This is a genomic window from Deltaproteobacteria bacterium (assembly GCA_016183235.1).
Lineage (GTDB): Bacteria > UBA10199 > UBA10199 > DSSB01 > JACPFA01 > JACPFA01.
The window spans coordinates 1-22,651 of the sequence record JACPFA010000030.1; the positions used below are offsets into that span (position 1 = coordinate 1).

General features: G+C 44.7%; 28 protein-coding genes. 13 read left to right on the forward strand and 15 right to left on the reverse strand.

Going from position 1 to position 22,651, the window contains the following annotated elements:
• Positions 1-206 precede the first annotated feature (206 nt).
• The gene (locus tag HYU97_07440; GenBank protein MBI2336576.1) at positions 207-1,217 is read right to left on the reverse strand and encodes a Fic family protein; all 1,011 of its coding nucleotides are present in this window, start codon (positions 1,215-1,217) and stop codon (positions 207-209) included.
• 77 nt (positions 1,218-1,294) lie between these two features.
• Positions 1,295-1,912 (reverse strand): hypothetical protein, encoded by a 618-nt coding sequence (locus HYU97_07445; GenBank protein MBI2336577.1) that lies wholly within the window; start codon positions 1,910-1,912, stop codon positions 1,295-1,297.
• Positions 1,913-2,067: 155 nt separating this feature from the next.
• Between HYU97_07445 and HYU97_07450 the strand changes: the two genes are divergently transcribed.
• Entirely contained in the window at positions 2,068-3,393 is a 1,326-nt protein-coding gene (locus HYU97_07450; protein ID MBI2336578.1) for a hypothetical protein, read from the forward strand.
• 109 nt (positions 3,394-3,502) lie between these two features.
• Here the strand turns inward: HYU97_07450 and HYU97_07455 are convergent, their stop codons facing one another.
• Entirely contained in the window at positions 3,503-4,855 is a 1,353-nt protein-coding gene (locus tag HYU97_07455) for an ATP-binding protein (protein MBI2336579.1), read from the reverse strand.
• 247 nt (positions 4,856-5,102) lie between these two features.
• Between HYU97_07455 and HYU97_07460 the strand changes: the two genes are divergently transcribed.
• The 6 genes from HYU97_07460 to HYU97_07485 all read left to right on the forward strand — a co-directional run bounded on the left by HYU97_07460 (position 5,103) and on the right by HYU97_07485 (position 7,345).
• On the forward strand, positions 5,103-5,459 hold the full coding sequence (locus HYU97_07460) for a hypothetical protein (protein MBI2336580.1): 357 nt from the start codon (positions 5,103-5,105) through the stop codon (positions 5,457-5,459).
• 58 nt (positions 5,460-5,517) lie between these two features.
• Entirely contained in the window at positions 5,518-6,216 is a 699-nt protein-coding gene (locus HYU97_07465) for a hypothetical protein (GenBank protein MBI2336581.1), read from the forward strand.
• A gap of 68 nt (positions 6,217-6,284) precedes the next feature.
• Positions 6,285-6,461: a hypothetical protein gene (locus tag HYU97_07470; protein ID MBI2336582.1), complete on the forward strand. Its 177-nt coding sequence runs from the start codon at positions 6,285-6,287 to the stop codon at positions 6,459-6,461.
• Positions 6,451-6,981 carry a hypothetical protein gene (locus HYU97_07475; protein ID MBI2336583.1) on the forward strand — a complete coding sequence of 177 codons (531 nt, stop codon included), beginning with the start codon at positions 6,451-6,453 and terminating at the stop codon, positions 6,979-6,981. The genes HYU97_07470 and HYU97_07475 overlap by 11 nt, the downstream gene beginning before the upstream one ends.
• Before the next feature lie 98 nt (positions 6,982-7,079).
• The gene (locus HYU97_07480) at positions 7,080-7,241 is read left to right on the forward strand and encodes a hypothetical protein (protein ID MBI2336584.1); all 162 of its coding nucleotides are present in this window, start codon (positions 7,080-7,082) and stop codon (positions 7,239-7,241) included.
• Entirely contained in the window at positions 7,217-7,345 is a 129-nt protein-coding gene (locus HYU97_07485; protein ID MBI2336585.1) for a hypothetical protein, read from the forward strand. The genes HYU97_07480 and HYU97_07485 overlap by 25 nt, the downstream gene beginning before the upstream one ends.
• A 15-nt stretch (positions 7,346-7,360) precedes the next feature.
• Here HYU97_07485 and HYU97_07490 read toward each other — a convergent pair whose 3' ends face one another.
• From HYU97_07490 to HYU97_07505, 4 genes are all read right to left on the reverse strand, one after another.
• A complete protein-coding gene (locus HYU97_07490; GenBank protein ID MBI2336586.1) occupies positions 7,361-7,810 on the reverse strand; it encodes a hypothetical protein in 450 nt (149 codons plus the stop codon).
• 71 nt (positions 7,811-7,881) lie between these two features.
• Positions 7,882-8,112 carry a hypothetical protein gene (locus tag HYU97_07495; GenBank protein MBI2336587.1) on the reverse strand — a complete coding sequence of 77 codons (231 nt, stop codon included), beginning with the start codon at positions 8,110-8,112 and terminating at the stop codon, positions 7,882-7,884.
• 194 nt (positions 8,113-8,306) lie between these two features.
• Positions 8,307-8,849, reverse strand: coding sequence for an NAD(P)H-dependent oxidoreductase (locus HYU97_07500; GenBank protein MBI2336588.1), 543 nt, complete (start codon positions 8,847-8,849; stop codon positions 8,307-8,309).
• Between the two features lie 24 nt (positions 8,850-8,873).
• The gene (locus HYU97_07505) at positions 8,874-9,485 is read right to left on the reverse strand and encodes a glutathione S-transferase family protein (GenBank protein MBI2336589.1); all 612 of its coding nucleotides are present in this window, start codon (positions 9,483-9,485) and stop codon (positions 8,874-8,876) included.
• A 150-nt stretch (positions 9,486-9,635) separates the two neighbouring features.
• Between HYU97_07505 and HYU97_07510 the strand changes: the two genes are divergently transcribed.
• The 5 genes from HYU97_07510 (at position 9,636) to HYU97_07530 (ending at position 13,766) form a co-directional block, all read left to right on the forward strand.
• Entirely contained in the window at positions 9,636-9,875 is a 240-nt protein-coding gene (locus HYU97_07510; protein ID MBI2336590.1) for a CDGSH iron-sulfur domain-containing protein, read from the forward strand.
• Positions 9,876-9,879: 4 nt separating this feature from the next.
• Positions 9,880-10,254 (forward strand): response regulator, encoded by a 375-nt coding sequence (locus HYU97_07515; protein ID MBI2336591.1) that lies wholly within the window; start codon positions 9,880-9,882, stop codon positions 10,252-10,254.
• Positions 10,255-10,370: 116 nt separating this feature from the next.
• Positions 10,371-11,195 carry a succinate dehydrogenase gene (locus HYU97_07520; GenBank protein MBI2336592.1) on the forward strand — a complete coding sequence of 275 codons (825 nt, stop codon included), beginning with the start codon at positions 10,371-10,373 and terminating at the stop codon, positions 11,193-11,195.
• Positions 11,196-11,200: 5 nt separating this feature from the next.
• On the forward strand, positions 11,201-13,024 hold the full coding sequence (locus HYU97_07525; GenBank protein MBI2336593.1) for a fumarate reductase/succinate dehydrogenase flavoprotein subunit: 1,824 nt from the start codon (positions 11,201-11,203) through the stop codon (positions 13,022-13,024).
• A gap of 1 nt (position 13,025) precedes the next feature.
• The gene (locus HYU97_07530) at positions 13,026-13,766 is read left to right on the forward strand and encodes a succinate dehydrogenase/fumarate reductase iron-sulfur subunit (protein ID MBI2336594.1); all 741 of its coding nucleotides are present in this window, start codon (positions 13,026-13,028) and stop codon (positions 13,764-13,766) included.
• Here the strand turns inward: HYU97_07530 and HYU97_07535 are convergent.
• From HYU97_07535 to HYU97_07555, 5 genes are all read right to left on the reverse strand, one after another.
• Complete coding sequence (locus HYU97_07535; GenBank protein MBI2336595.1) at positions 13,763-15,451, reverse strand: hypothetical protein; 1,689 nt, start codon at positions 15,449-15,451, stop codon at positions 13,763-13,765. The two genes, HYU97_07530 and HYU97_07535, sit on opposite strands and share 4 nt — an antisense overlap.
• A gap of 292 nt (positions 15,452-15,743) precedes the next feature.
• Positions 15,744-17,390 (reverse strand): chaperonin GroEL, encoded by a 1,647-nt coding sequence (gene groL, locus HYU97_07540; protein MBI2336596.1) that lies wholly within the window; start codon positions 17,388-17,390, stop codon positions 15,744-15,746.
• A 36-nt stretch (positions 17,391-17,426) separates the two neighbouring features.
• Complete coding sequence (gene groES, locus HYU97_07545) at positions 17,427-17,717, reverse strand: co-chaperone GroES (GenBank protein MBI2336597.1); 291 nt, start codon at positions 17,715-17,717, stop codon at positions 17,427-17,429.
• 162 nt (positions 17,718-17,879) lie between these two features.
• Positions 17,880-18,149: a DUF507 family protein gene (locus HYU97_07550; GenBank protein ID MBI2336598.1), complete on the reverse strand. Its 270-nt coding sequence runs from the start codon at positions 18,147-18,149 to the stop codon at positions 17,880-17,882.
• 65 nt (positions 18,150-18,214) lie between these two features.
• A complete protein-coding gene (locus tag HYU97_07555; protein ID MBI2336599.1) occupies positions 18,215-18,493 on the reverse strand; it encodes a DUF507 family protein in 279 nt (92 codons plus the stop codon).
• A 198-nt stretch (positions 18,494-18,691) separates the two neighbouring features.
• Here HYU97_07555 and aroF point away from each other — a divergent pair, with 198 nt between their 5' ends.
• A complete protein-coding gene (gene aroF / locus HYU97_07560) occupies positions 18,692-19,711 on the forward strand; it encodes a 3-deoxy-7-phosphoheptulonate synthase (GenBank protein MBI2336600.1) in 1,020 nt (339 codons plus the stop codon).
• A gap of 274 nt (positions 19,712-19,985) precedes the next feature.
• On the opposite strand, the gene prfA is transcribed toward aroF, so the two are convergent.
• The 3 genes from prfA to HYU97_07575 form a co-directional block, all read right to left on the reverse strand.
• Positions 19,986-21,056 (reverse strand): peptide chain release factor 1, encoded by a 1,071-nt coding sequence (gene prfA / locus HYU97_07565; GenBank protein ID MBI2336601.1) that lies wholly within the window; start codon positions 21,054-21,056, stop codon positions 19,986-19,988.
• 231 nt (positions 21,057-21,287) lie between these two features.
• A complete protein-coding gene (gene rpmE, locus HYU97_07570) occupies positions 21,288-21,494 on the reverse strand; it encodes a 50S ribosomal protein L31 (GenBank protein MBI2336602.1) in 207 nt (68 codons plus the stop codon).
• 117 nt (positions 21,495-21,611) lie between these two features.
• Entirely contained in the window at positions 21,612-22,628 is a 1,017-nt protein-coding gene (locus tag HYU97_07575; protein ID MBI2336603.1) for a hypothetical protein, read from the reverse strand.
• Positions 22,629-22,651 lie beyond the last annotated feature (23 nt).

Consider the following 22,651-nt stretch of genomic DNA (forward strand, 5'->3'; position numbering starts at 1 on the left):
CCCCTATGCCTACATGAGGCACTTGCTGACTGAACTGCCCCGATGCCAAACCGCCGATCAAATCGAAAAACTCGTGCCCCACAAAATTGATTCCAAGATTTTAAGGTAAGGTGTAGGGTGGGTTTGGTGATCGCTTACGAACGTTAAACTCATTGTAACAATTGAATTTAACGTTCCTTCGTCATGCGATCTTTTGATACGATGCTTCATTTCAATAAGATTTCATATTTCCCTGATTTTCGGGTGCCGATGCGTTGAATCAATCCTGCGGCGATGAGGGGTTTTAATATTTTCATTGTACCTTGTTTTGTAATGTTGAGTTCTTTCCAAATTTCAGCAGGAAACATGCCCCCTTTGTCTTTAAGCAGATGCAGCAGCTTTTCTTGTTTTTTGGTCAACACAATCTTGCCCCCGATTTGTTTTATCGACAAACGGTCAATACGTTTTAGAACCCGTTCCAATGTTAAGTGGAGTGCCTCGGCTGAATATTCCAGCCAGCCGGTTAGATCACTATTTGATTTTCGAACCGCATCTAGTTGGGCATAATAGCGGGGGCGGTTTTCCCAATAAACCTCATCAACTGAAAAAATGTGATGGGTATCAAAACCCCGCCGGTAAAGTTCCCAAAGGGCTATGGCTCGGCCCATTCGGCCATTGCCATCGCCAAAAGGATGAATTGCTTCAAAACGGTAATGTAAAATAGCTGACGAGATAACGGCAGACCATTCTTGTGCCTTTCGGTTCCACCACTGTAAGTAGTCTTGCATCAGTTTGGGTACTTCTTTGGCCGGTGGAGGCAGGTAAGAACCTACTCGCACGCCAAACGTGCGGTATTGCCCTGGTTTGCCTTGATCCATGACATGGGTGGCGATGAGTTTATGGAGTCGAAAAAGATCGCTTTGAGATATAGCCTTTCTCTTTTGGTTCTTTTCGATGAATTTTAATCCTGCTAGCTGGTTTAAAATTTCTCTACGAGCTCTCTTACTTGCTTCTGGCAAGGATCGTCCATCTACTAACGCCTCAACTTCTTCCAAAGTTAGGGGATTGCCCTCAATGGCTGTAGAACTGTGGGTATTGCGAGCACGAGCATCTCGTTGCAGAAGGGGGATCCAGGGGACTTGTAGGGTGGCAGAAATGATTTTCTGCCGATAGGCAGAGAGCTCTTCAATTAATTTTAAAAGATGTTGGGTTACATGAAAATGGGGAATATAAGCCATTAAATAAGTCAACCATAAGTCAACTTATGAGTCAACCCACTTATAAATTAGAGAAATTGTATGACGGAGGAACGATTTTACTGCACATTGGGATTGTAGGGGTCGGCGTCATAGCGATCTGGGGTGAGATCTAGATCCCAATCCTGATTTTCCCCGGTGGTGTTAGAATCATAGTAATTATGAGTGCCAGAAGAAGAGCTTGAGGTAGAAGTAGTAGCCCCTGAGCTGGAGCAGCTAAGATTTCCAATTATAAACTTATCTCCAGAAATAGAATAATCAACCGTAAAGGTTTCGTTGTCGGCGGTGATCGAAAGGGTGTCTTGATCTACCCGGCTCCAGGTGCCGGTGCTTACGGTGGTGCCATCCTGGACAACCGTAAAGGTCTTTTCTGAAAAGATAATTTCATAAGAAGCTTCTGATTCTGAAGGAGAGTTTTGGTCTACAATCTTTTTCATCGAGGGAGCTCCGGCATAATTTACGCTATTAACTGTGGAACCACTGCTAGTTGTATTCACAGTCTCTGAATCGACGTTGGGAGAGATTTCACTGGGAGCTGAAACACAATTTTGCGAAATTTCGTTAGGATTATCGACCTTGTAGGTTTTTCCTTTCAACACGTCTGAATTTCCGCCGCAATGGGTAAGTAAGATTCCTATGGATAAACCGGCCAAAGTTTTAAGATTGAAAAGCTTCATGTAATACCTCCTTTTACCCCCAGACTTGCTGTTTGACGTTTAATTATCGTGATTTGGGTAACCGAAAGGTGCGTTGTTTAAAAACAAGCAACTATTCTTAAGTCTTATCGAGAGTTTATAAAAATATTGGGGGAATTCTACGGAGGAATTTCATTATGCCTGGCCCCCTTGTTGCGCTTGCAATTGTAGGTCTTACCTTAGCCGCCTGTTCGGGACGTGATCGGAAAAAAGATCCCCCTGCAAATCCACCTCAAAATGGGCAACTAATTTCCTTTAACCCCCAAGGACAGCCCAATGATTTTTGGGCTAATACTTATCATTTAGTGGTTATGGTACACAACTTTCGTGAAGGCGGCCATCAATCGGCTAGGGCTTTATTATCTGCCGAAAGGGCAATTCAAATCGCTCGAGATTTCATTGAACGGCGCAATGGTTTGTTGGCTATGTCCCCCTTTAATGAACCGGGATTTCAGAATAAAATTCGATTTTGGATTTTTGTGCCATCCCCTGCCCAGGCCTTAGTGCGTAGTGCTTCAGGGCTGTGTGCGGGGGCAGCGGACCCCTTTCATGCCATTGATGATATCAATGATGCAGCTGAAACTTCGCTTCGACTTTTAGGCATGGGTGGAAAGATTATTTTTAATAATTATTTAAATACAGAATGTGAACGCAATAACGGCTCTCATATTGAAATCGCAAGTTTCACCACTGAAAATAACGTTAATAACTTACTTCGACGAATTTTTGATGTGGAAAGCATCGTCAATGAACTCATAGAAAATCCTGAGCTACTTCATGATTCAGAAGAATTCAAAGATTGGGTGGTAGAACAATTATTAGATAGGCTTATTCACCGTTTTAGTTCACCTAGAACCTATGTGGCTATTAACGAAGGGACTGTTGAGAGAGACCTACTTACTGATGCCCAGACCCGTGTTCATGAGCATGAAATCGGTCATACCTTTCGATTATGGGATCTTTATTTTGGCCGCGATCGTCAGGGTTTGGCAGGGGTCTTACAAGCGTTAGATCAAGATTTTGATTTGCGGGAATTTTTAGGCTTGCCTGAACGAATTGCTGGCCTTGAGGTTCCTACGCTTACAGTCAATCTTCGTGAGGAGATGATGAAAAGTGATTTTGCCACAAGACTACTTGGCACCCCCATCGGTTTTCCACATTGTGCTCCCGATCCTAACACTGGGCATGCGTGGTTGCGAGCCTTAGGCGTTGCTAATCCTGAACAGTATTTTCAGGAAGCAGGCTGTTTGTATCTTAGTGGCCAAGATGGCAATGGCAATATGCATGGCCCTTATCGAGCGACAAACTCCATTATGTATTCACCCCGTAACCACCCAGAATTCAGTGAACCCGAAAGGGCGTGGATCCGCTGGCAGCTCACCTGCGGTTTAGAACCTAACCACGAAATTTGCGATGACTTAGAGAGATTTGACATCACTCCTAACAGAGTTTGGCCAGATTGAATGAGTTGAACTTCCTCCGCCATATGATTCTTGCCACGCATTTGTTATAGCGCGGTTGAGGTAACGGAATCACAAGAAAAGTGTATGATATGCCAATACAACTTGCAGATTATTGAAGGAATTCAATCAGCCTGCAAACAAGATAATGGGGTATTTGCAAAAACGATATTTGGCGCTTGCGAGGGTCGTTGGGTAGACTGGCTTGATAATCGGAATGATAAAACATTTTGGTAGCACCAACTTTTATAAGAAGATCGGCCTGTGTTTCCAAAATAGCAAAGCTCATGAGTGAAAAATTTTTTCCTGTTGAGCTTTTAACATCAATACCTGAAAATTTTGGGGATCTGACTACAAATTCCAGCCCAGCCCGATTGCCCGATTTCCAGTAAAATAAATCATCACGGGTTACCAGTTGACTGATTATTTCGTTGCCCACGAATGTTTCAAGCATAATGGCCAAATGTTCCGGATGAATCCGGTAGTTGAGTAAATCAGAACCATTGAGCAAATAGTTAGCAATGCCACTATCAAACAAAATATATTTTGATAAATCCCGCTCGGTTCTTAATAAACGAATTTTATGCGCTACTCTGGCTCCCACTGTTTTATTCACCAAACGCTTGGCCTCTGCCTGGCCAGCATGCTGAACCTGCAAGTTGGTATATTTGAGCGTATTCAGTGACAAGATGGCCAATTTTCTTAAAACATCCTCATATTCGTAAAGCTTGGACTTTTCCCCAAGTACTGCTTTTACATTTTCTTCAATACTAAAAGTAAGATCCTTCACAATTTCGGGTATCTCTTTGAGTCGCTCCTCCAAATAGGCCGCTATTATTGTAGGCATTCCACCCAACCGCACGTAGGTTTTTACAAGCTCCATCAGTTTGTTGTGAAAAAAATCAGTTTGTTGATTACCCCCAAAGGTCAGACTGTGGAGATAAGCCTTCTCTTGTTCGCTTCCAGATGCATTCAGAAAATCCAAAAACGAAATGGGGTAAAGGTCAAAAAAGTGTTTACGTCCTGTTGCAGCGTTCTTGACAGTGATATTTTCTAGATTACTACCAGTAAGAATAAATTTAATATCCGGTGAAAATTCTGCCAAAAGCTGGATCGCTTCCAGAATTTTTGGGTGACGATCCACTTCGTCAATAAAAACCAAAACAGGTTTGTGATTATTTGGAGTCTGTGAAAAAAGTTGTTCCAGATTTTTCAACAAATCAGTGCCATCGGGTGATGCTCCCAAGAAATCCCGCCCCAAATAATTTCGTCCCAAAATTTTTCGGCTTGTGGCATAGAGACAATTAATCGAAACTTGGGGATATTCCTTCAAGCCATCCAAAATATTTAGCACAAAGGACGTCTTTCCAACCTGCCTCGCCCCTCTAACAATAAGAACCTGACCCTTTAAACTATTTAAGATATTGATAAAACTAGATTTTTTATCATTTCTGGATATCCACATGGAAAAGATATTAACTATTCTTAATATTAATTTCAATTATTATTTAATAAAATTAATATTAAAAAATTAAAGCCGGAGGAAATTAAGCAATTGATATTATGGGCATGTTGAAAATGAGTTGAACTTCCTCCGTCATATGATTCTCTTATTAGCTAATGATTTTAAAATGTTATGAGTTTGGGTGGGAAACTCGTAGCAAAGTTTATTCATGTTCGATAAAATCGTATTTCAATCAAAGGGAGGTTTTATGAAACATGGGTGGGTGAGTTTTGGTTTGCTTATTGTTTTTTTTGCCGTTTTAGGGTTGTCGCATGGAGTTTATGCTCAAAGGTATACGGGGATTCAGGCTGAGATGGCTCAATACGGGACTAACTGCAACAACTATAAAGATTATGCCTGGCATGTGAATAAGGTTTGTGGTCGCAAGGAATCGTGCACCTATAGGATCGATCATCGGGTGATTGGCGACCCGGCCTATGGTTGTGCTAAAAGTTTTTTCTTAAAATGGCGTTGTTTTGATAAAAATGGCTACGTGAGCATCGCCAGAGACGAGTGGGTTGAGCAAGAGGCCTCGGGCAAGGTGCTTAACTTAGTTTGTCCGTAAATATTTTTGGCACTGGATCCATCCAAGATTCCCAAAGAGATGAGCATCTTTCATGGCTATGGATAGTAAAAAAATCTTCATGCTATTGCTGATGCAAGTCGGGTTGTTTTTAGGCGTAGCGAATGCTCAGAGCTATGACAAAAAAATAATTCCTCCAGGGTGGAAGGTAGAAAAAACAGTGCCAGGTCATCTTGATGATAATAATTTAGAAGATTTGGTATTAATTTTAATCATAATCAAAAATAACTTTGGGGAAACAGACATTTTTGAAGATTCTAGTCGCCAACTTCTCTTGCTTTCTCAAACTAGTCCCGGGAAATACAATGTTCAATTGAAAAATTCGGGGGCTATTTTATGTGCCCGTTGTGGGGGCATGTTAGGGGATCCGCTACAAAGTATCGAAATCAAAAATAAAGTATTGATCATTACCCATTATGGTGGCTCTAGAGATCGCTGGGGTATGGTTCACCGATATCGTTTTCAACAAGGTGACTGGTATTTGATTGGCGCTACTTATAGGTATGATGATAATTTTTTACTTTGTGGTACCACCAACGATATTAATCTCAATACTCGAGAGATGATTGTAAAAGGTTATCATGAAGACAACCAAAAGATTCTTCATCAAACTACACTTCCTATCAAACCACTACCATTGCTCAAAACTTATAATTTAGAGACCGAAGGTGTTAAAGGTTTGTTGGTGTGGGGGATTAAACCCGCTGCTAGCGGCGAGGCCTGCCCAAAAGATAGTTGATTTATTTTCTTGAAATAGTTGGATGGTGATGTATTCAGGGAGGCTGTTACTATTTCAAAGGAGTACTTATGGCCATTGTTGAAGAATCTGAATATAAAGGCAACCCGATGATCGTTCTCAAAAATAGTGAAGAAGATCGATTTCCTTTTCAGTTTGGGGTTAAAAAAGCTAAGCTGGTTTTAGAGCATGTTGAAGATATTAAAAAATTCGTTGAGAAATACGATAAATCTAAAAATGAATCCTAAAAGAACGTTTTTGGTAGCACTGATTTTTTCAGTTCTCTTTTTAGCAGCGCCTTCCCTTTGGGCGGCCAGTTCGGTTTATACCAGCGTTGAAGAAAAAAATTGTAAAATGTTGCAAGATAGCAGCAAAGATCCTGAAGCCGAGATCGATTATTTTACCATGAGCTGCCCAGGCCGAGAGGGCTATGAAATTATCGTTGATGGTGGGGATGCAAGAAGTTGGTTAGTGATCAAAAAACAACGCAAAGAAATTTATGATATGCGGGTTGACGAATTTAATCATGCCCCCGGCGGGTTCCCCTATGTCGGGGGGAAGGTGCTCGAGTGGCGTTATAGCGATGCCAAAAAACTTACGGCGTTGATTATCCGAATTACGGGGCAGGGCCCTGAGCTGTCTAAATCTAAAGAGGTCAGCAAACTTTTTGTCATTCGCCATCAAGATGGCAAGTTTTGTTTTCTAGGTAGCGACCCCACCAACGAAGGTGCCAGAAAATTAGCCGATAGTCCTCAAGCTTGTCGGTAGCAATGTCCCTCCAATTAATGCGCAAGAAAGTTAGGATTATCACAGCAAGAAGTGCATCTAAAAAAGAAAGAAAGATTTATGAAGAAAAATAAAAAAATATGAAGCAAAGCAAAAATGAAATTAAAATCTACGATGAACAAGATACATCGGGAATGATTGACCTTACCAAACAGCTTCGTTTTGAAGACTTAGGTTTACAACTTCCTGCCGTACCCCCCCCACGCAAGTTGTTTCAATTCGATTACCTTCTGCCTTATTAAACGAACTCAAGGCAATGGGCTCTCAACAAGATATCCCCTATCAAGCCCTGATCAAGTTGCTGCTTGCCCAATCAATTGATAAGTTGAAAAGAAAGGTTTCTTAGTTGGTCTTTGTTTGCCTACAAATTACCAATATAAGTGATCATGGGTTTGCTGCCGTCTTTGGGAATAAAGACATGCAATGGGGCTGGCATTTGGCCAGGTTTCGTAATGAAGATTTTGTAAAGGTCGCCCAATTCTTTTTGGCTGCCTAAGCTGATTCCATCTTGGTCGAATTTTTGGACGCGTTCAATTTTTACAGGGTAAGTAAAAAGTTTGGCATTGCCATGGGCCTTTTTAAAACCAAATTCCTTTACATCACGAGTTAGCCCAGTTTTTTCTGAGTTAATTAGTGTGCTGTGTAGATAAGGGAGGATGGCTTTTTCTGCATCTTCAGCGACTGGGATTAAAAGTGCCCCCATAAAATCATTAACAAGTTTTTCAACACCAGCTGGAATGTTGACGGGGTCGGCCTTTGCCTCAGATAAAGTTGAAATGAGAACAATTCCAATCAATAAAATTTTAATCATGCGCATAATAGCCCTCCCAATGATTTTGATATTTGTAGCCTAATTTTGGGTTAGAAGCCAAATGAAAAGGATCAACCACCACCGCATTCCTCGCCGGGGTGGCCAACGATGGGGCCAGGTTTATATTTCTTTTTGTGGGATTTTTTGGTTTTGAGCTTTTCTTCTTTTTTGGGTTTGTCTTCGCTCGGGTTTTGGATTTCTGTATTGTCGGGCTTATCAATATTTTTGGCCAAGACAGGTTGCGAAAGCCCTAAAACCCATATTCCTAGAAAGAGTATTAATAAAAAAGTTTTTGATTTCATAAGGTTAACCTTGCATAGGACCGTTGAAAAATGCGCTCTCTGTCATCCCTGCGAAGGCAGGGATCCAGTGATTTCAAACAGTTCTGGATTCCCGCCGGAGTTTACCCCTGCGCAGGCAGGGGCGGGAATGACATTTCTCAACAGTCCCTCTATTGGATTAGAAAGACGAAAAGAAAGTTAAAGGGGGTGTAAAATTATTTTTGGAGTTTTTGTACCCAGCCTATAAAGCCGGTCAAGGCATCTTCAAATAATTTTTTAAGAAAAGAATCAACAATTTGGCTACCATCGGGGCTTAATTTGTCTTGCACTCTTTGAAAAAATACCCGTTGGCCGTAGAGGTTAGCCAATCGGTAGTGCAATATCGCCTCCATTTGTTCAACGGCCCTTAGGCCCCCAAAGGCGCCAGCCGCTACACCGATAAAAGCGCAGGGCATGTTGTTAAAGCTCTCGGGGAATTTAAGCAGATCAATGAAATATTTTAATGCCCCCGGGAAGCTGCCATTATATTCGGGGATCACTAACAAAATACCATCGGATTTAAGAATTAAATCTTGATAAGGTTTAAACTTAGGGTTTTGATTGCCGTAATTTTCGGGTCGAAAAAGTTCGTGGGGAAATTGGTGAAGATCGATTAATTGAACCGGGTTGTAAATTCCTTTTAAGAAATTGAGTGCTAAATTTGTAACTTTTAACGTAGAAGAATCTTTGCGATCTGACCCAGCAATAACCGTAATCATCAACCACTCTCCTTTATTAATCGATTAAGAGGCAGATTTTTTCCAGGCTTCAAGTTGCTCTACTTGAGCGTACCAGCGTTTAATCTCTTGGTAAGGTTCAAGCGGCATTTGGGCCATGGCGGCATAGTGCAAGGGTGCAGCTACGGCAAAATCAGCCAAGGTAACATCGCTACCCACTAACCATTTTTTGCCCTTGAGATGATCGTTTAACACCGTGCCGAAGCGTTTAAATTTTTCTTCAGCTTCTTTGAGCTTGTTTGGGTCGGGATCCCCTAACTTCATAAATTGCTTTACGACGCGCTCAAAGGTGAAAGGGTTGCAAGCATAGTCCCAGTGGGCCGATTGCCAATAAAGCCAACGAGCCACATCCGCTTGAGTTTTAGGGTCTTGCGGCCAAAGAGTGTTGGTTTTTTGGGAACATAAATACTGCATGATGGCGTTGGATTCCCAAAGCAGAAAGCCATTGTCTTCGAGGGCTGGTGTCATGTGATTAGGGTTGACAGCAATAAAATCAGGTTTCATTTGCTCGCCCTTACCAAGGTCCACAAAAACAAGCTCTGGGGTCAAGCCAAGATGATGAACCACAGCTAAAACTTTGCGAGTATTGGGGGAGGGGGGAAAGACATAAAGTTTCATGGGAGCTCCTGGTTAAAGTGAGAATTTTAAGGGGATAACCTTTTTAATTATAAAGTCAAGCAGATGGCAGGGAATAGTAAGAATATTCGTTTGACGAATCGAAGCCAGGGGAGTTATTAAAGTTATGCCTAGTTGGAAGGAGGAATTTTTATGACGGAGGCAGTCGTTGCGCAAAAGGCGCCTTATGTTGAAAATTTGAGCCCAAAAAAATATTTTTGGTGTGCTTGTGGGAGATCAAAAAATCAGCCTTATTGTGATGGTTCTCATGCTGGCACGGGCATTCAACCAGTCAAGGTAGAGATTACTGAAGCAAAAAAAGTGGCCTGGTGTGGCTGCAAACATACGGCAACGCCGCCTTTTTGTGACGGCAGCCACCGCAAACTAGGATAAAAATATGGAAACCAAGAAAAAGGTTCTGATTGTCGATGATGAAGTGGACATGTTGGAATTATTATCGCCTCGTTTACAGGCCATTGGGAAATATATTGTCGAGACAGCAACCGATGGCGCCATGGGTTTGCAAAAGGTGGGGGAGTTTAATCCTGATATTGTTTTGCTTGATGTGGTGATGCCTAAAATGGATGGCTGGGAAGTGTGTCGGAGTATTCGTTCGAGTCTTGCCACTAAAAATATTCCGGTCATCTTAATCACCGCCGCTCAAGCCATTGATTTAGAAAAAAAGGCTAAGGAAGTGGGGGCCAATAAAGTGTTGGTGCGCCCTTATAAGGAACAAGAGCTTTTTCGGATTATGCAGGATTTGCTCGATTAGGTCATCTCTCTACCTGATGAGAATCATTTAGATCTTATCACTGTTGTAGCAAGGATAAGCAGTTGACACTCGCTGGGATAGCGGTAATTAGTTTTTTGAAAAGGAGCAAATAGGCAATGAGTACGCAAGTTTTGACTTCGGGGCATGTGCAAGGGTTTGGGGCTACGTTACGTAAAGATCGATGGTGGGCGGCTCCCCTTTTAACTTGTATTGGGTTAGGGGGTTTTGTGGTTTATACCACTTGGGCGGCTTTTCAGGGCAATCATTATTGGTATGGCACTTATTTGTCCCCTTTATATTCCCCTTTATTTTTTATTGATCCTACGGCAGCAGGTAGTGCTCCGTTAGAACATGCCTTGTTTGGGACTTGGCCAACATGGTGGCCAGCGATTTTACCCGCATCACCCGCTTTTTTTATTTTGCTTTTTCCGGGTTCTTTTCGAGTCACCTGTTATTATTATCGCAAGGCCTATTATCGCGCCTTTTTTGCCACCCCTCCGGGCTGTGCAGTAGGCCCCTTAAGCAAAAAACCCTACCGAGGTGAAACCCGGCTCTTACTTTTTCAAAACCTTCATCGCTATGCCATGTATTTTGCAATTATTTTTATTTTCATCCTTTATTATGATGCCTTTATGGCGTTTTTTCGAGAAGGCAAGTTTGGGGTGGGAGTAGGTTCTTTGGTTTTGCTCCTCAATGCCACTTTGCTCGCCTGTTATACCTTTGGTTGCCATTCCTTTCGTCATTTGATTGGGGGCAAACTGGATTGCTTTTCTTGTGATGCCACCAAACAGGTGCGTCATGGGGCTTGGAAAAAGGTCTCTTTTTTAAATAGTCATCATATGCTCTTTGCATGGTTGTCGCTTTTTTGGGTGGGTTTTGCTGATTTTTATGTGCGCATGGTTTCCATGGGTATCTTTCATGACTTTAGCACTTGGGGCTGATCGATATGGTTGATGTTTCAGAAATCCAAACGTTAGAATATGATGTCGTGGTGGTGGGGGCCGGCGGGGCGGGGCTGCGGGCAGCCATTGAGGCATCCAAACAAGGGGTGAAAACCGCTTTAATTTGTAAATCGCTTTTGGGCAAAGCCCACACGGTTATGGCCGAGGGGGGAATGGCAGCGGCCTTGGGCAATGTTGACTCCCGTGATAATTGGAAAATTCATTTTCGTGATACCATGCGCGGTGGGAAATTTTTGAATCAATGGCGCATGGCTGAAATTCACGCCAAAGAATCACCCGATCGAGTGCGCGAACTAGAAGAATGGGGTGCTGTTTTTGATCGCACTAAAGATGGCTTGATTAGCCAACGTAATTTTGGGGGCCATCGTTACCCTCGCTTGGCGCATGTGGGTGATCGCACGGGGTTGGAACTCATTCGCAGTTTGCAAGATTATGCCATTCATCAACCTATGGATATTCACATGGAGTGCACGGCCTTATCGATCACCAAAGATGGCGAAAGGGTTTCGGGGTTGGTGGGATATTGGCGCGAAACCGGGCGATTTGTGATGTTTAGAGCCAAGGCGGTGATTTTTGCCACGGGTGGGGCTGGCAAGGCTTGGCCGATCACCTCGAATTCGTGGGAATATACCGGCGATGGGCTGGCCATGGGTTATGAAGCCGGTGCTGAATTGATGGATTTAGAATTTGTGCAGTTTCATCCCACGGGCATGGTGTGGCCGCCTTCAGTTAAAGGGACTTTGGTGACGGAAGGGGTGCGGGGCGATGGTGGGATTTTACTCAATAACCGAGGGGAACGGTTTATGTTTCAATACATTCCCCCAAAATTTGCATCTGAGACCGCTGACACTGAAGCAGAGGCCAACCGCTGGCTCCAAGGTGATAAAGAAGCCAGGCGGCCGCCCGAACTTTTAACTCGAGACGTGGTGGCCAAGGCCATCAACAAAGAAGTGAAAGAAGGCCGAGGGTCTCCCCATGGCGGAGTCTTTTTAGATATCGCCTCGCGTCTGCCTGCCGATGTGATTAAGCGTAAACTCCCTTCCATGTATCATCAATTTAAAGAACTAGCCGAACTCGACATTACCAAAGACCCCATGGAAGTGGGGCCAACCACCCATTATTTTATGGGCGGTTTAAGGGTGAATTGGGAAACCCAAGAGACCCATGTGCCGGGCTTATTTGCCTGTGGGGAATGCGCGGCGGGGCTCCATGGCGCCAATCGTTTGGGTGGAAATTCGCTTTCCGATCTTGTGGTGTTTGGCCGTTTAGCGGGGCTGGGTGCGGCCAATTATGCCAAGCAGCAAGCTAAAATACCGGCCTTGTCAGCCGAGCAGGTGGAGTCGGTGATTCAACAGGCCACGGCTTGTTTAAAACGAGAGTCGGGCAAAAGCCCTTATCTGGTTCACGAAGAATTACAAAAAATTATGGGGCAATATGTGGGCATTGTGCGAACCGAGGCCGAATTGCAAAAGGCCATTGCCGAGCTGCAACAGCTCGAAGAAAGTTTGAAGTTATTAAAAGCCCCCGGTGCATCTCAATATAACCCAGGGTGGAACCAAGCCATCTCGCTACCTTCGATGGTGACGGTATCGGAGGCCGTTGCGCGGGCGGCATTGATGCGGCAAGAAAGTCGGGGTGGGCACACGAGAATTGATTACCCCGACGAAAGCCCCGAATGGGTGAAATATAATATCATCATCAAAAAAGGGGAGCGTGGCATGGAGGTAAGAAAAGAAGCCAGGGGCGAACCGCCAGTGGAGTTGGCTAAGATTGCTTATGCAAGCTTAGAAGAATTGGAGGGCAAATAGAGTGGCCGACAAGCGTAAATTTAAGATTTGGCGTGGTGATAAAACCGGGGGAAGTTTTGTAGATTACGAAGTTACCATGGATCCCGGTATGGTGGTGCTAGATGTCGTTCACAAAGTTCAAGCCACCGAGGCCGGTGATTTGGCCTGCCGTTGGAATTGTAAAGCCGGCAAATGCGGTTCTTGTAGTATGGAAATTAATGGCAAGCCACGCCTTGCCTGTATGACTAGGATGAATTCGTTCAAACCCGATGAAGAAATTACCATCCAGCCGTTAAAAACATTTCCTATTTTACGAGATTTGGTGTGCGATGTGTCTTGGAACTATCGCCAAAATAAACGCATCTCCCCGCTAAACCCCAAGCCGCGTGATCCCGATGGCAATTATCGGATGAAGCAAGCAGATGTGGATCGTATCCAAGAATTTCGAAAATGTATTGAGTGTTTCCTTTGCCAAGATGTTTGTCATGTGCTGCGCGATAGGAATGAAAAAGATCATTTTGTAGGCCCGCGGTTTATGATCAGGTTGGCGGGTCTTGAAATGCACCCCCTCGATCAAGCCGATCGTATCCCACAAATCAGAAAAGAATTTGGTTCAGGTTATTGCAATATTACCAAGTGCTGCACCGAGGTGTGCCCCGAACACATCAGTATTACCGATAATGGAATCATCCCCATCAAAGAACGGGTGGTTGATCGCTATTACGACCCGATCGCGTGGCTTATCCGAAAAATCTTTGGTTAAAATTCTAAAAATAAAGTGCTGCGAACCGCATAAGCCATTTCGGCGGTGTCTTGAATAACCGCATTCACCGGAATGCCAAAGATTTGATTGCTGGCAGCGGCGTCGTTGCGAATATCGTAAGCCCCGCCCGGGAAAAATAAACCGCCGGTTAAATTCCAGGTTAGGTGGTCAAAAAATTTACCTTCGACAATCAAGTCACCTTCAACCCCATACCAACGACTTTTATTGATAAAAGTGGGGGCGCCCGTAGCACCCGTGATTTCACCAAAATCAAGATTGATGACTCGTGAAGGGGCCCACGCGGTAACTACATGCGCACCGACTTTTAAATATTGAGCCTGGGGAATGGCGCGAGAGACATCAAACTCGTGCATGTAAGTAGCCCCTACATAAATGGCATTGTTAACTCGATTGCCTGTAATGGGGACATTGCCCAATTTAGTATCGCCATTGACCTGAACAGCAGGGGAGGTACCCATGGGAATATTAAACAACAAAAGACCAACATCATAGTCGGGCCTAAATCCAAATTGAGTGATATTGTGCGAAAGAGGGGAGGAGTCGCCTTGGGCAAAACCCGAAATTAATTTCCAATTACCACCAAAATCGTGTTTACCTTCAACTTCAAGGGCAGCCATGTTGACGTTTAAGAGATTAGAACCATCTAAACACAGAGGGTCGGGAACCGGATTTGTCCCCGAGACGTTTTGAAAGGCGTTGATACAAATGCCAGTGCTGATTTTCCCTCCCAAGTGCACATATTCCACTTTGGCCGTGATGGGGCCTTTTTCAAATTTGGCGTAAACATCGGCAAACCATGTGCTGGTATTGCCATCGAGTGCTCCAGCAACACTGGCCCCATTGTCATCGACGGCGCCGTTAGCAATACGGGCATTAGTGCCTTTGCGTAAGCGGGCCCCGCCAAAGGTCCCAATTTCAAAATGAGGCCTTTGATACAAGGCAAAGCCGGCTAATTGGTAAGTCCCACTTTCAAAACCTACGATCCGTTGGGTAAGCCCGGTTAGCTGAGGGTCTTCTTGGGCATTAAAAGCAAAATCAGTGATGAGCCCTAGGGCCAGAGAACTGGTATCGTTAAAATCGACCTTACCAACGTAGAGGAAACGATCAAAGGTATCACCAAATTTGTCAAACATGCCGTTGCCATCATTTGAGATGATCCCCAGCCCCCAATGCGAAGGTTGCCGCCCAATGCGAAATTTGCCGACCGGAGTTAGAATATCAACATATAAACGGCGCACATTGATTGAACCGCCACCACCGGTAATAATATCCCCCGCGCCAGCTCCGGTGACACCAAAGGCGCCATTTCCACCGGGGAGTTGTAAAGTTCCAGCGATGGGGTCATTGATGCTGATCGAATTGATATCGTTTTGGCCAAATAAGACATTGTCGAGCACATCGACAGTTCCGTGGATAGAAAGATTATCGTTGATTTTCAAGGTGGGTTCTAGGCGCATGCGATGTTGGGCAAAAAGAATGTGGGTAAAACGGTTATTGCCGGTTTGATTGCCTTGGGCAAAGGTGCTGGCGTGTTGAGTGTCGAGGTCAAGCGACCAATCTAAAAAAACCCGATAATAGCCGTGCAGCGAGTAATCGATCGACCAAGCGGTTTGAGTGGAAAATAAACAGATGAGGGTGAGAAGAAGGCCCAAGAATTTTCTCATAGGGATCCTTTTTGCTAAAAATTTGTTGGGCAATATGTAGCAGTGAAAAGTTTAAGCTGTCAAATGTTTAAAGGGTTTTAGGCAAAAAAAAGGCGCCTACTTGTTGGTAGGAGCCTTAGCAAAAGGTTGCGCTAGGAGCGACGCACAAGACCTCTTGCAGAACCGTCGCGAGCAGACCCAAGGACAAGGCGGGTCGGGGCCCCAAAACCGCAGCGTATATGGAAATACGTGAGGATTTTGGGGTGACCCAACGAAGTCATTGGGTCGCGCAGCAGGTTATGCAAGAGGTCGATTACATCATGCCGCCCATGCCACCCATCCCACCCATCCCACCGGCTCCCGGAGGCATAGCGTGTTCTTTCTTATCCTCGGGCTTGTCAGCAACGAGGGCCTCGGTTGTGATCATGAGGCCTGCGATACTGGCCGCATTTTGGAGCGCCGTACGAGTAACTTTAGTGGGATCGATGATACCCGCTTCGACTAAGTCTTCATACCTGTCGCGGGCTGCATTGTAACCAAAGTTGCCCTTATTGGCCTTGATTTCATTGACGACAACGGATGGTTCAACACCAGCATTGGCCACAATCTGGCGGGCCGGTTCTTCCAGGGCGCGGATAAGCAAGGTGACGCCAGGTCTTTCTTCTTCGGAGGCCTTAAGCTTTTCTACTGCAGGGATGCAGCGAATTAAGGCAACCCCACCACCTGCTACCACGCCTTCTTCAACGGCTGCGCGAGTAGCGTGAAGCGCATCTTCAACCCTGGCCTTCTTTTCCTTCATTTCTACTTCGGTTGCGGCTCCAACATTGATGACGGCAACGCCACCCACGAGTTTAGCCAAACGTTCTTGGAGTTTTTCTTTGTCATAGTCAGAAGTAGTTTCTTGGGCCTGGGCGCGAATTTGAGCCACTCGGCTTTCGATTTCTTTCTTTTTGCCAGCGCCATCAATGATGGTGGTATTGTCTTTATCAACCACTAGGCGTTTGCAAGTACCAAGGTCTTCTAAGGTGACCTCTTCTAACTTGATGCCTAATTCTTCAGCTAGGCATTTGCCACCGGTGAGGATAGCAAGGTCTTCTAGCATGGCCTTGCGGCGATCGCCAAAGCCTGGGGCCTTAACCGCGACAACGCTCAAGGTACCACGAAGTTTATTGACCACCAAAGTGGCTAAGGCTTCGCCTTCAACATCTTCAGCAATGATCAACAACGATCGACCCAATTTGGCCACTTGCTCTAACACGGGCAATAGGTCTTTCATGGAGCTGACCTTCTTTTCGTTGATGAGAATCAAAGGATTGTCGAGCACGGCTTCCATGCGTTCGGCATCGGTTACAAAGTAAGGCGAGAGATAACCGCGGTCAAACTGCATACCTTCAACGACATCGAGAGTGGTGCTAAGGCCTTTGGCTTCTTCCACCGTAATGACGCCTTCTTTACCCACTTTCGACATGGCCTCGGCTAAAATCTTGCCGATGTCACTATCGTTGTTGGCCGAGATGGTACCCACTTGGGCAATTTCTTTTTCATTTTTGATAGGCTTAGAAATGTTGCTTAACTCTTTCACCGCAACTTCGACGGCCTGATCAATCCCGCGTTTAATCGACATGGGGTTAATACCTGCGGCGACCAACTTAACGCCTTCGCGATAAATGGCTTGGGCCAATACGGTTGCAGTGGTGGTCCCGTCGCCGGCAACGTCAGAAGTTTTGCTGGCAACTTCTTTCACCATTTGTGCGCCCATATTTTCAAATTTATCTTCGAGTTCAATTTCTTTGGCCACACTCACACCATCTTTGGTGATAGTGGGGGCACCGAACGATTTATCGAGCACCACGTTACGGCCCTTGGGACCTAAGGTTACTTTTACGGTATTGGCTAGGATGTTGACCCCTTTCAGGATCTTCCCTCGAGCCTCTTCTTCAAAAATAATCACTTTTGCCATGATAATTCTCCTCTTTGAAATTTAGAAATTTTTAGATTACTGAACTAAAACAGCTTGAATATCTTCTTCGCGTAAAATGAGATATTCTTCGCCTTCTAGTTTGATTTCGGTTCCGGAATATTTGCTAAACAGTACTTTGTCCCCAACTTTAACATCGAGGGGAATGGTTTTGCCTGAGTCGTCGATGCGACCACTGCCAACCGCCATCACCTCAGCCTCTTGGGGTTTCTCCTTAGCTGTATCGGGAATGATGATTCCGCCTTTGGTTTTGGTTTCTTCTCCTACCCTTTTTACGAGTAAACGATCTCGCAAGGGGCGAATTTTGATTTTCTTAGACATAGCGCTTATCCTCCATTATGAAATAAGTATATGAAATTATTAAGTTAATTTAAAAAACCGCTTGATTCACAGGCTCAATCTGGCAGTTAATATAAGCATTCAACGGCCTCTGTCAATGCACGTTGCTCGCAAATGGACATTTTTTTTGAATTAGAGGTGTTTGTGAGCTTCTTCTTCGAAATACTTATGGTAGAGGATTTCCCATTCCGGGCTGCCCGGGGCGACATTGCGTCGTAGCGAAGTGATTTTTTCCCGGACCTTTCGGTCGATTTCATCGGCCTTATGCGCATAGTTTAAAAAAACCTCGCGCAGGGCAGCCAAGGCCTTTTGACTATCGACCAAATGAGCCGACTTTTCAGCACCGAGTGATTTCCAAACCCGGTGGGCAAGTATTTTGGCTTTTTCTTCAGAAAGTTTCATTTTAATTTACCTGTCATTGCGAGCGAGCACCGTTTGCGAGCGTGGCAATCTTCAGTATTTCTCATTTAATCATCTAATTTGTATTTCTTCGTAAGTTCTTTCCTAATGAGTTGAAGCATTTTTTCTCGATCAAAGGATGCCCCCATTTTATTTGCGTATTGTTTAAGCAGGCCCTCGGCCTCTTGATTGATTTTTTCTTCAGCATCCACCACGTCGATGATTGCTTTGTGAATTAATTTTATAATTTGGTCGCGGGGCGCATGCAACTCAATGAGCTTTTTTTGTTCGAGGACAATCAATGCTAAATGACTGAGCCGCTCAATTTGTTCTTTTTTTAGGTACATAAAGGTCTAACTTAGCCTAAAAGGAAGATACTTGCCAAGGATCTTCCGAATAAGGAGAATATACCCTAATGGGAATGTTGAAAAATGCACTTTCTGTCATCCCTGCGGAAGCAGGGATCCAGTGATTTTAAACAGTTCTGGATTCCCGCCTCCGCGGGAATGACATTTTTTAACATTCCCTTAATAAAGGAGAGGATAATGATCATTGTCATGAAAGTAGGGGCCAGTCACGCTCAGGTGGAGCATGTAACCCAAAAGATAGAGGCCTTGGGTTTTAAATCCCATGTGATTGAGGGTGAAGAACGCTGTGTTATTGGTGCCATCGGCCACGAAAAAAAGAAGGCCGATCTTTTAGCCCTAAACTCGGTGCCAGGGGTAGAGGCCGTTATTCCCATTAGCAAACCTTATAAACTGGCTTCTAAAGAATTAAGAAAAAAACCATCCCTTATTAAAATTCACAAGAATCTTTCCATCGGCGGAGACAAAATAATTGTGATGGCCGGCCCTTGCAGTGTGGAGAGTGAAGAACAAATTCTGCGCACGGCACTGGCGGTGAAAAAAGCCGGTGGGCATATGATTCGAGGCGGGGCTTTTAAACCGCGAACCTCGCCCTATAGTTTTCAAGGTTTGGCCGAAGCGGGGTTAAAGTTGTTAGCCTTGGCCCGGCAAGCTACGGGTTTGCCGGTGGTTACGGAGGTGATGAGTCAACGGGATGTAGAATTGGTGGAGCATTATGCCGATGTAGTGCAAGTGGGGGCGCGCAATATTCAGAATTTTTCTCTCTTGAAAGAACTAGGCAAGGTGAAAAAACCTATTTTGCTCAAAAGGGGGATGGCAACTACCATTCAAGAATGGTTAATGAGTGCGGAATATATTCTCTCGGAGGGGAACCCCCAGGTTATTTTGTGTGAACGGGGCATTCGCACCTTTGAAACGGCGACGCGCAATACTTTAGATCTCAACGCCGTGCCCATTTTGAAAAAAGAATCGCACTTGCCGATTGTCGTTGACCCCAGTCATGCCACGGGCATTCGAGATATTGTCATTCCCATGGCGATGGCAGCCATTGCTTGTGGGAGTGATGGCATCATGCTGGAGATTCATCCTAATCCGGATCAGGCTTGGAGCGATGGGATGCAGTCTTTGACGCTTGAAATGTTTGCGGAAGGCATGCAGCAATTGCGTGCCGTAGCCAAGGCGGTTGGCAGGACCCTTTAATAATAAGGAGTTTTTAACAAGCATACAAGCGTGTGGCCGGGATCTCTTTTTTGCCCCGGCGCTCCAGCGGCGACCCTCATATGGGGTTAGTGGGCATGGACTTTCTGTCATTGCGAGCCCAACGGGCGTGGCAATCTCACCGGTTAGACAGAAGGGATTGCTTCACACTGCTGTGTTCGCAATGACAGAGGGGCCCAGCCGCTTCCGCGATGGGGCAAAAAAGAGATCCCGGCCACACGCTTGCATGCTCGTTAAAAAGTTTTTTAAAAAATCCTCAACTCCCCTCAGCTTGCTTGAGGGCTTCGGCTTGGAAGTAGGCGTGGAGGGGGTCGATGACGAGTTGTAGTTTTCCGTCGATGATGGAGTCGAGTTGGTGGAGGGTTAGGCCGATGCGGTGATCGGTGAGGCGGTTTTGGGGAAAATTGTAGGTGCGGATCTTTTCGCTGCGGTCTCCGGTGCCCACTTGCGAACGGCGACTTTCAGTGGTTGCTTTGAGTTGTTTTTCGCGCTCGGCCTCGAATAATCTTGATTTTAACATGCTCAAAGCCCGGGCTTTGTTTTTGTGTTGGCTTTTTTCTTCCCGGCATACCACTGCAATTCCGCTTGGGATATGGGTTACGCGGACGGCAGAGTCGGTGGTGTTCACACTTTGCCCGCCAGGGCCACTGGCGCGAAATACGTCGATCTGCAAATCTTTGTCTTGAATATTAACTTCAACATCATCGGCCTCAGGCAAAACCGCGACCGTTACGGTAGAAGTGTGAATGCGGCCTTGGGCCTCGGTTTTGGGTACGCGTTGCACGCGGTGAACCCCGCTTTCGTATTTTAACCGACTATAAACTTTATCCCCTGAAATTTGTGCAACGATTTCTTTGATGCCACCAATGCCGGTTGCACTGCTATCCAGAATTTCGTTTTTCCACCCCAAACTTTCGGCAAATTTAGAATACATACGAAAGAGATCGGCAACAAACAAAGCCGCTTCATCACCACCCGCTCCAGCACGAATTTCCAAAAAAATATTTTTTTCATCTAAGGGGTCAGGCGGTAAAAGTAAGACCTTTAATTTTTCGGTTAGATCTTTTAGCTCAGGTTCTAGCCGATTAATTTCTTCTTTGGCCATTGCGCGCATTTCTTCATCTTTATCGGCTAGCATTTCTCGATTGGCTTCAAGTTCTTCTGTGGTTTTTTTATATTGTTGGTAACACTGTACCAAGGCTTTAAGAGAGTTATGCTCGCGAATGATTTTTTGATAAGCCTTGGGATCGGCTAGAATATTGGGGTCGAGTAGTTTTTGATCTAAATCTTGGAATTTTTTTTCGACTTCGGTGAGTCTCTCAAACATAAAGATAAATCCCCAACAGACCTCTTGCATAACCTACTGCGCGACCCAATGACTTCGTTGGGGCACCCCAAAATCCTCACGTATTTCCATATACGCTGCGGTTTTGGGGCCCCGCCCCGCCTTGTCCTTGGGTCGCTCGCTACGGTTCTGCAAGAGGTCTAATAAAAAACCCGCTGGGACAAAAGTTCCAGCGGGTTCAACCTAAGGAGGGGCTTTCACCCCGGATAAAAACTATTTTTCCTTTTTTTGGTAACGTTTACGGAAACGATCGATACGTCCACCTGCGTCTACATATTTTTGTCGACCCGTAAAAAAAGGATGACATTGCGAACAAATTTCGGTGTGAAACTCTTTAACCGTTGAAACTGTTTTAAAGGTTGCACCGCAACCACAAACAACGATTACTTCTTGAACTTGAGGGTGAAGACTCTTTTGCATAGGGGAAAATTCCTAAAATTGGTCTTGCAACTATCAAATGGGGCCTGCCCTGGCAAGGGTATTTTAAGGCTTCTGAGTGATCTTTGTAACAGCCTGATTTTATTTACTTAAATTCCCTTATCTGGGCGGGACACAGGCCAATGCATCCCCAATTATAGTAGGAGAACTCTCATTCCCATATATTGGATTATAGTAACATCTTCGGGTTGTCGCCCCGGTTGTGGGATTAAATTCGTAGGCGATCATCGTGTAGTTAATTCTTTGCTGATTAATCACTATGCTTTGAGCAGATTCATAATATCGCTTTAATTCGGTTCGTCGATTATTTTCATTCAGGATCGTTAAAGTTGAGATACGTCCGTTATTAAAATAAGTGTATTGAAGTCGTTCTTCAAAGATCCCATCACCATTTTCGTCATATCTTTCTTCTCTAAGCTTACCCGTTGTGGGGTCGTAATCGTATTCTACAATATAATTGATCGAACCATCATTTCCGTAATCTTCTTCCTGTCTAATTTCACGCCCTGTTTCTGGATCGTAGAAAACTTTAGAACGTGTAGTGTCTTTCCTGCCATCAATAAATTGAGTGCATGTGGAGACAGTGGTTTTTGATACAACCTTTCCATCGGCATTGTATTCAGGAGAAAGTTCGCCATCACACGCAGCAGCTTGGCTAGAACTATGCCAAAGTTCTTTTTCAACTCGGTCAGTATTATTTTGATAATAATAACAACTCTTATCAGAATAACCTCCGTTCGACCGATAACTGAAGTAAGCGATCTCGAGATTATTAACATCTGAGGTCGATACACTGTAGGTTTCATAGTCAAGTGTTCGATACCTGCTGATTTCAACTTCATTTACTTTAGCATCAGCATAATCTGCTGAATTTGGATCGGCGGTGTAGGTAAAAGTTCTTGGATCCCAAGTTTGGCACACTTCATCGGTGATTTTTTTCAGATCAAAGGAAGTTGTAGGTGCGTTGTTTGGCTTATTACTTTCCGGTTGCCCTTCCTGTTTGGCCGGATCGTCAGGTGAACCCCCTGAACTACAAGCCATTAAAAATAAAAGTGAAATTAAAGTAAGACAATAACGTTTCATCCCAGACCCCTTTTGAAAACCCCCATTTGTCATTGCGATCGTGTCACCCCCGCCCC

Bases quoted from the DNA above. Each gene is read 5' to 3' on its own strand.
- HYU97_07440 (MBI2336576.1), bottom strand. From the start codon at position 1,217: ATGGCTTATATTCCCCATTTTCATGTAACCCAACATCTTTTAAAATTA.
- HYU97_07445 (MBI2336577.1), bottom strand. From the start codon at position 1,912: ATGAAGCTTTTCAATCTTAAAACTTTGGCCGGTTTATCCATAGGAATC.
- HYU97_07450 (MBI2336578.1), top strand. From the start codon at position 2,068: ATGCCTGGCCCCCTTGTTGCGCTTGCAATTGTAGGTCTTACCTTAGCC.
- HYU97_07455 (MBI2336579.1), bottom strand. From the start codon at position 4,855: ATGTGGATATCCAGAAATGATAAAAAATCTAGTTTTATCAATATCTTA.
- HYU97_07460 (MBI2336580.1), top strand. From the start codon at position 5,103: ATGAAACATGGGTGGGTGAGTTTTGGTTTGCTTATTGTTTTTTTTGCC.
- HYU97_07465 (MBI2336581.1), top strand. From the start codon at position 5,518: ATGGATAGTAAAAAAATCTTCATGCTATTGCTGATGCAAGTCGGGTTG.
- HYU97_07470 (MBI2336582.1), top strand. From the start codon at position 6,285: ATGGCCATTGTTGAAGAATCTGAATATAAAGGCAACCCGATGATCGTT.
- HYU97_07475 (MBI2336583.1), top strand. From the start codon at position 6,451: ATGAATCCTAAAAGAACGTTTTTGGTAGCACTGATTTTTTCAGTTCTC.
- HYU97_07480 (MBI2336584.1), top strand. From the start codon at position 7,080: ATGAAGCAAAGCAAAAATGAAATTAAAATCTACGATGAACAAGATACA.
- HYU97_07490 (MBI2336586.1), bottom strand. From the start codon at position 7,810: ATGATTAAAATTTTATTGATTGGAATTGTTCTCATTTCAACTTTATCT.
- HYU97_07495 (MBI2336587.1), bottom strand. From the start codon at position 8,112: ATGAAATCAAAAACTTTTTTATTAATACTCTTTCTAGGAATATGGGTT.
- HYU97_07500 (MBI2336588.1), bottom strand. From the start codon at position 8,849: ATGATTACGGTTATTGCTGGGTCAGATCGCAAAGATTCTTCTACGTTA.
- HYU97_07505 (MBI2336589.1), bottom strand. From the start codon at position 9,485: ATGAAACTTTATGTCTTTCCCCCCTCCCCCAATACTCGCAAAGTTTTA.
- HYU97_07510 (MBI2336590.1), top strand. From the start codon at position 9,636: ATGACGGAGGCAGTCGTTGCGCAAAAGGCGCCTTATGTTGAAAATTTG.
- HYU97_07515 (MBI2336591.1), top strand. From the start codon at position 9,880: ATGGAAACCAAGAAAAAGGTTCTGATTGTCGATGATGAAGTGGACATG.
- HYU97_07520 (MBI2336592.1), top strand. From the start codon at position 10,371: ATGAGTACGCAAGTTTTGACTTCGGGGCATGTGCAAGGGTTTGGGGCT.
- HYU97_07525 (MBI2336593.1), top strand. From the start codon at position 11,201: ATGGTTGATGTTTCAGAAATCCAAACGTTAGAATATGATGTCGTGGTG.
- HYU97_07535 (MBI2336595.1), bottom strand. From the start codon at position 15,451: ATGAGAAAATTCTTGGGCCTTCTTCTCACCCTCATCTGTTTATTTTCC.
- groL (MBI2336596.1), bottom strand. From the start codon at position 17,390: ATGGCAAAAGTGATTATTTTTGAAGAAGAGGCTCGAGGGAAGATCCTG.
- HYU97_07550 (MBI2336598.1), bottom strand. From the start codon at position 18,149: ATGAAACTTTCTGAAGAAAAAGCCAAAATACTTGCCCACCGGGTTTGG.
- HYU97_07555 (MBI2336599.1), bottom strand. From the start codon at position 18,493: ATGTACCTAAAAAAAGAACAAATTGAGCGGCTCAGTCATTTAGCATTG.
- aroF (MBI2336600.1), top strand. From the start codon at position 18,692: ATGATCATTGTCATGAAAGTAGGGGCCAGTCACGCTCAGGTGGAGCAT.
- prfA (MBI2336601.1), bottom strand. From the start codon at position 21,056: ATGTTTGAGAGACTCACCGAAGTCGAAAAAAAATTCCAAGATTTAGAT.
- rpmE (MBI2336602.1), bottom strand. From the start codon at position 21,494: ATGCAAAAGAGTCTTCACCCTCAAGTTCAAGAAGTAATCGTTGTTTGT.
- HYU97_07575 (MBI2336603.1), bottom strand. From the start codon at position 22,628: ATGACAAATGGGGGTTTTCAAAAGGGGTCTGGGATGAAACGTTATTGT.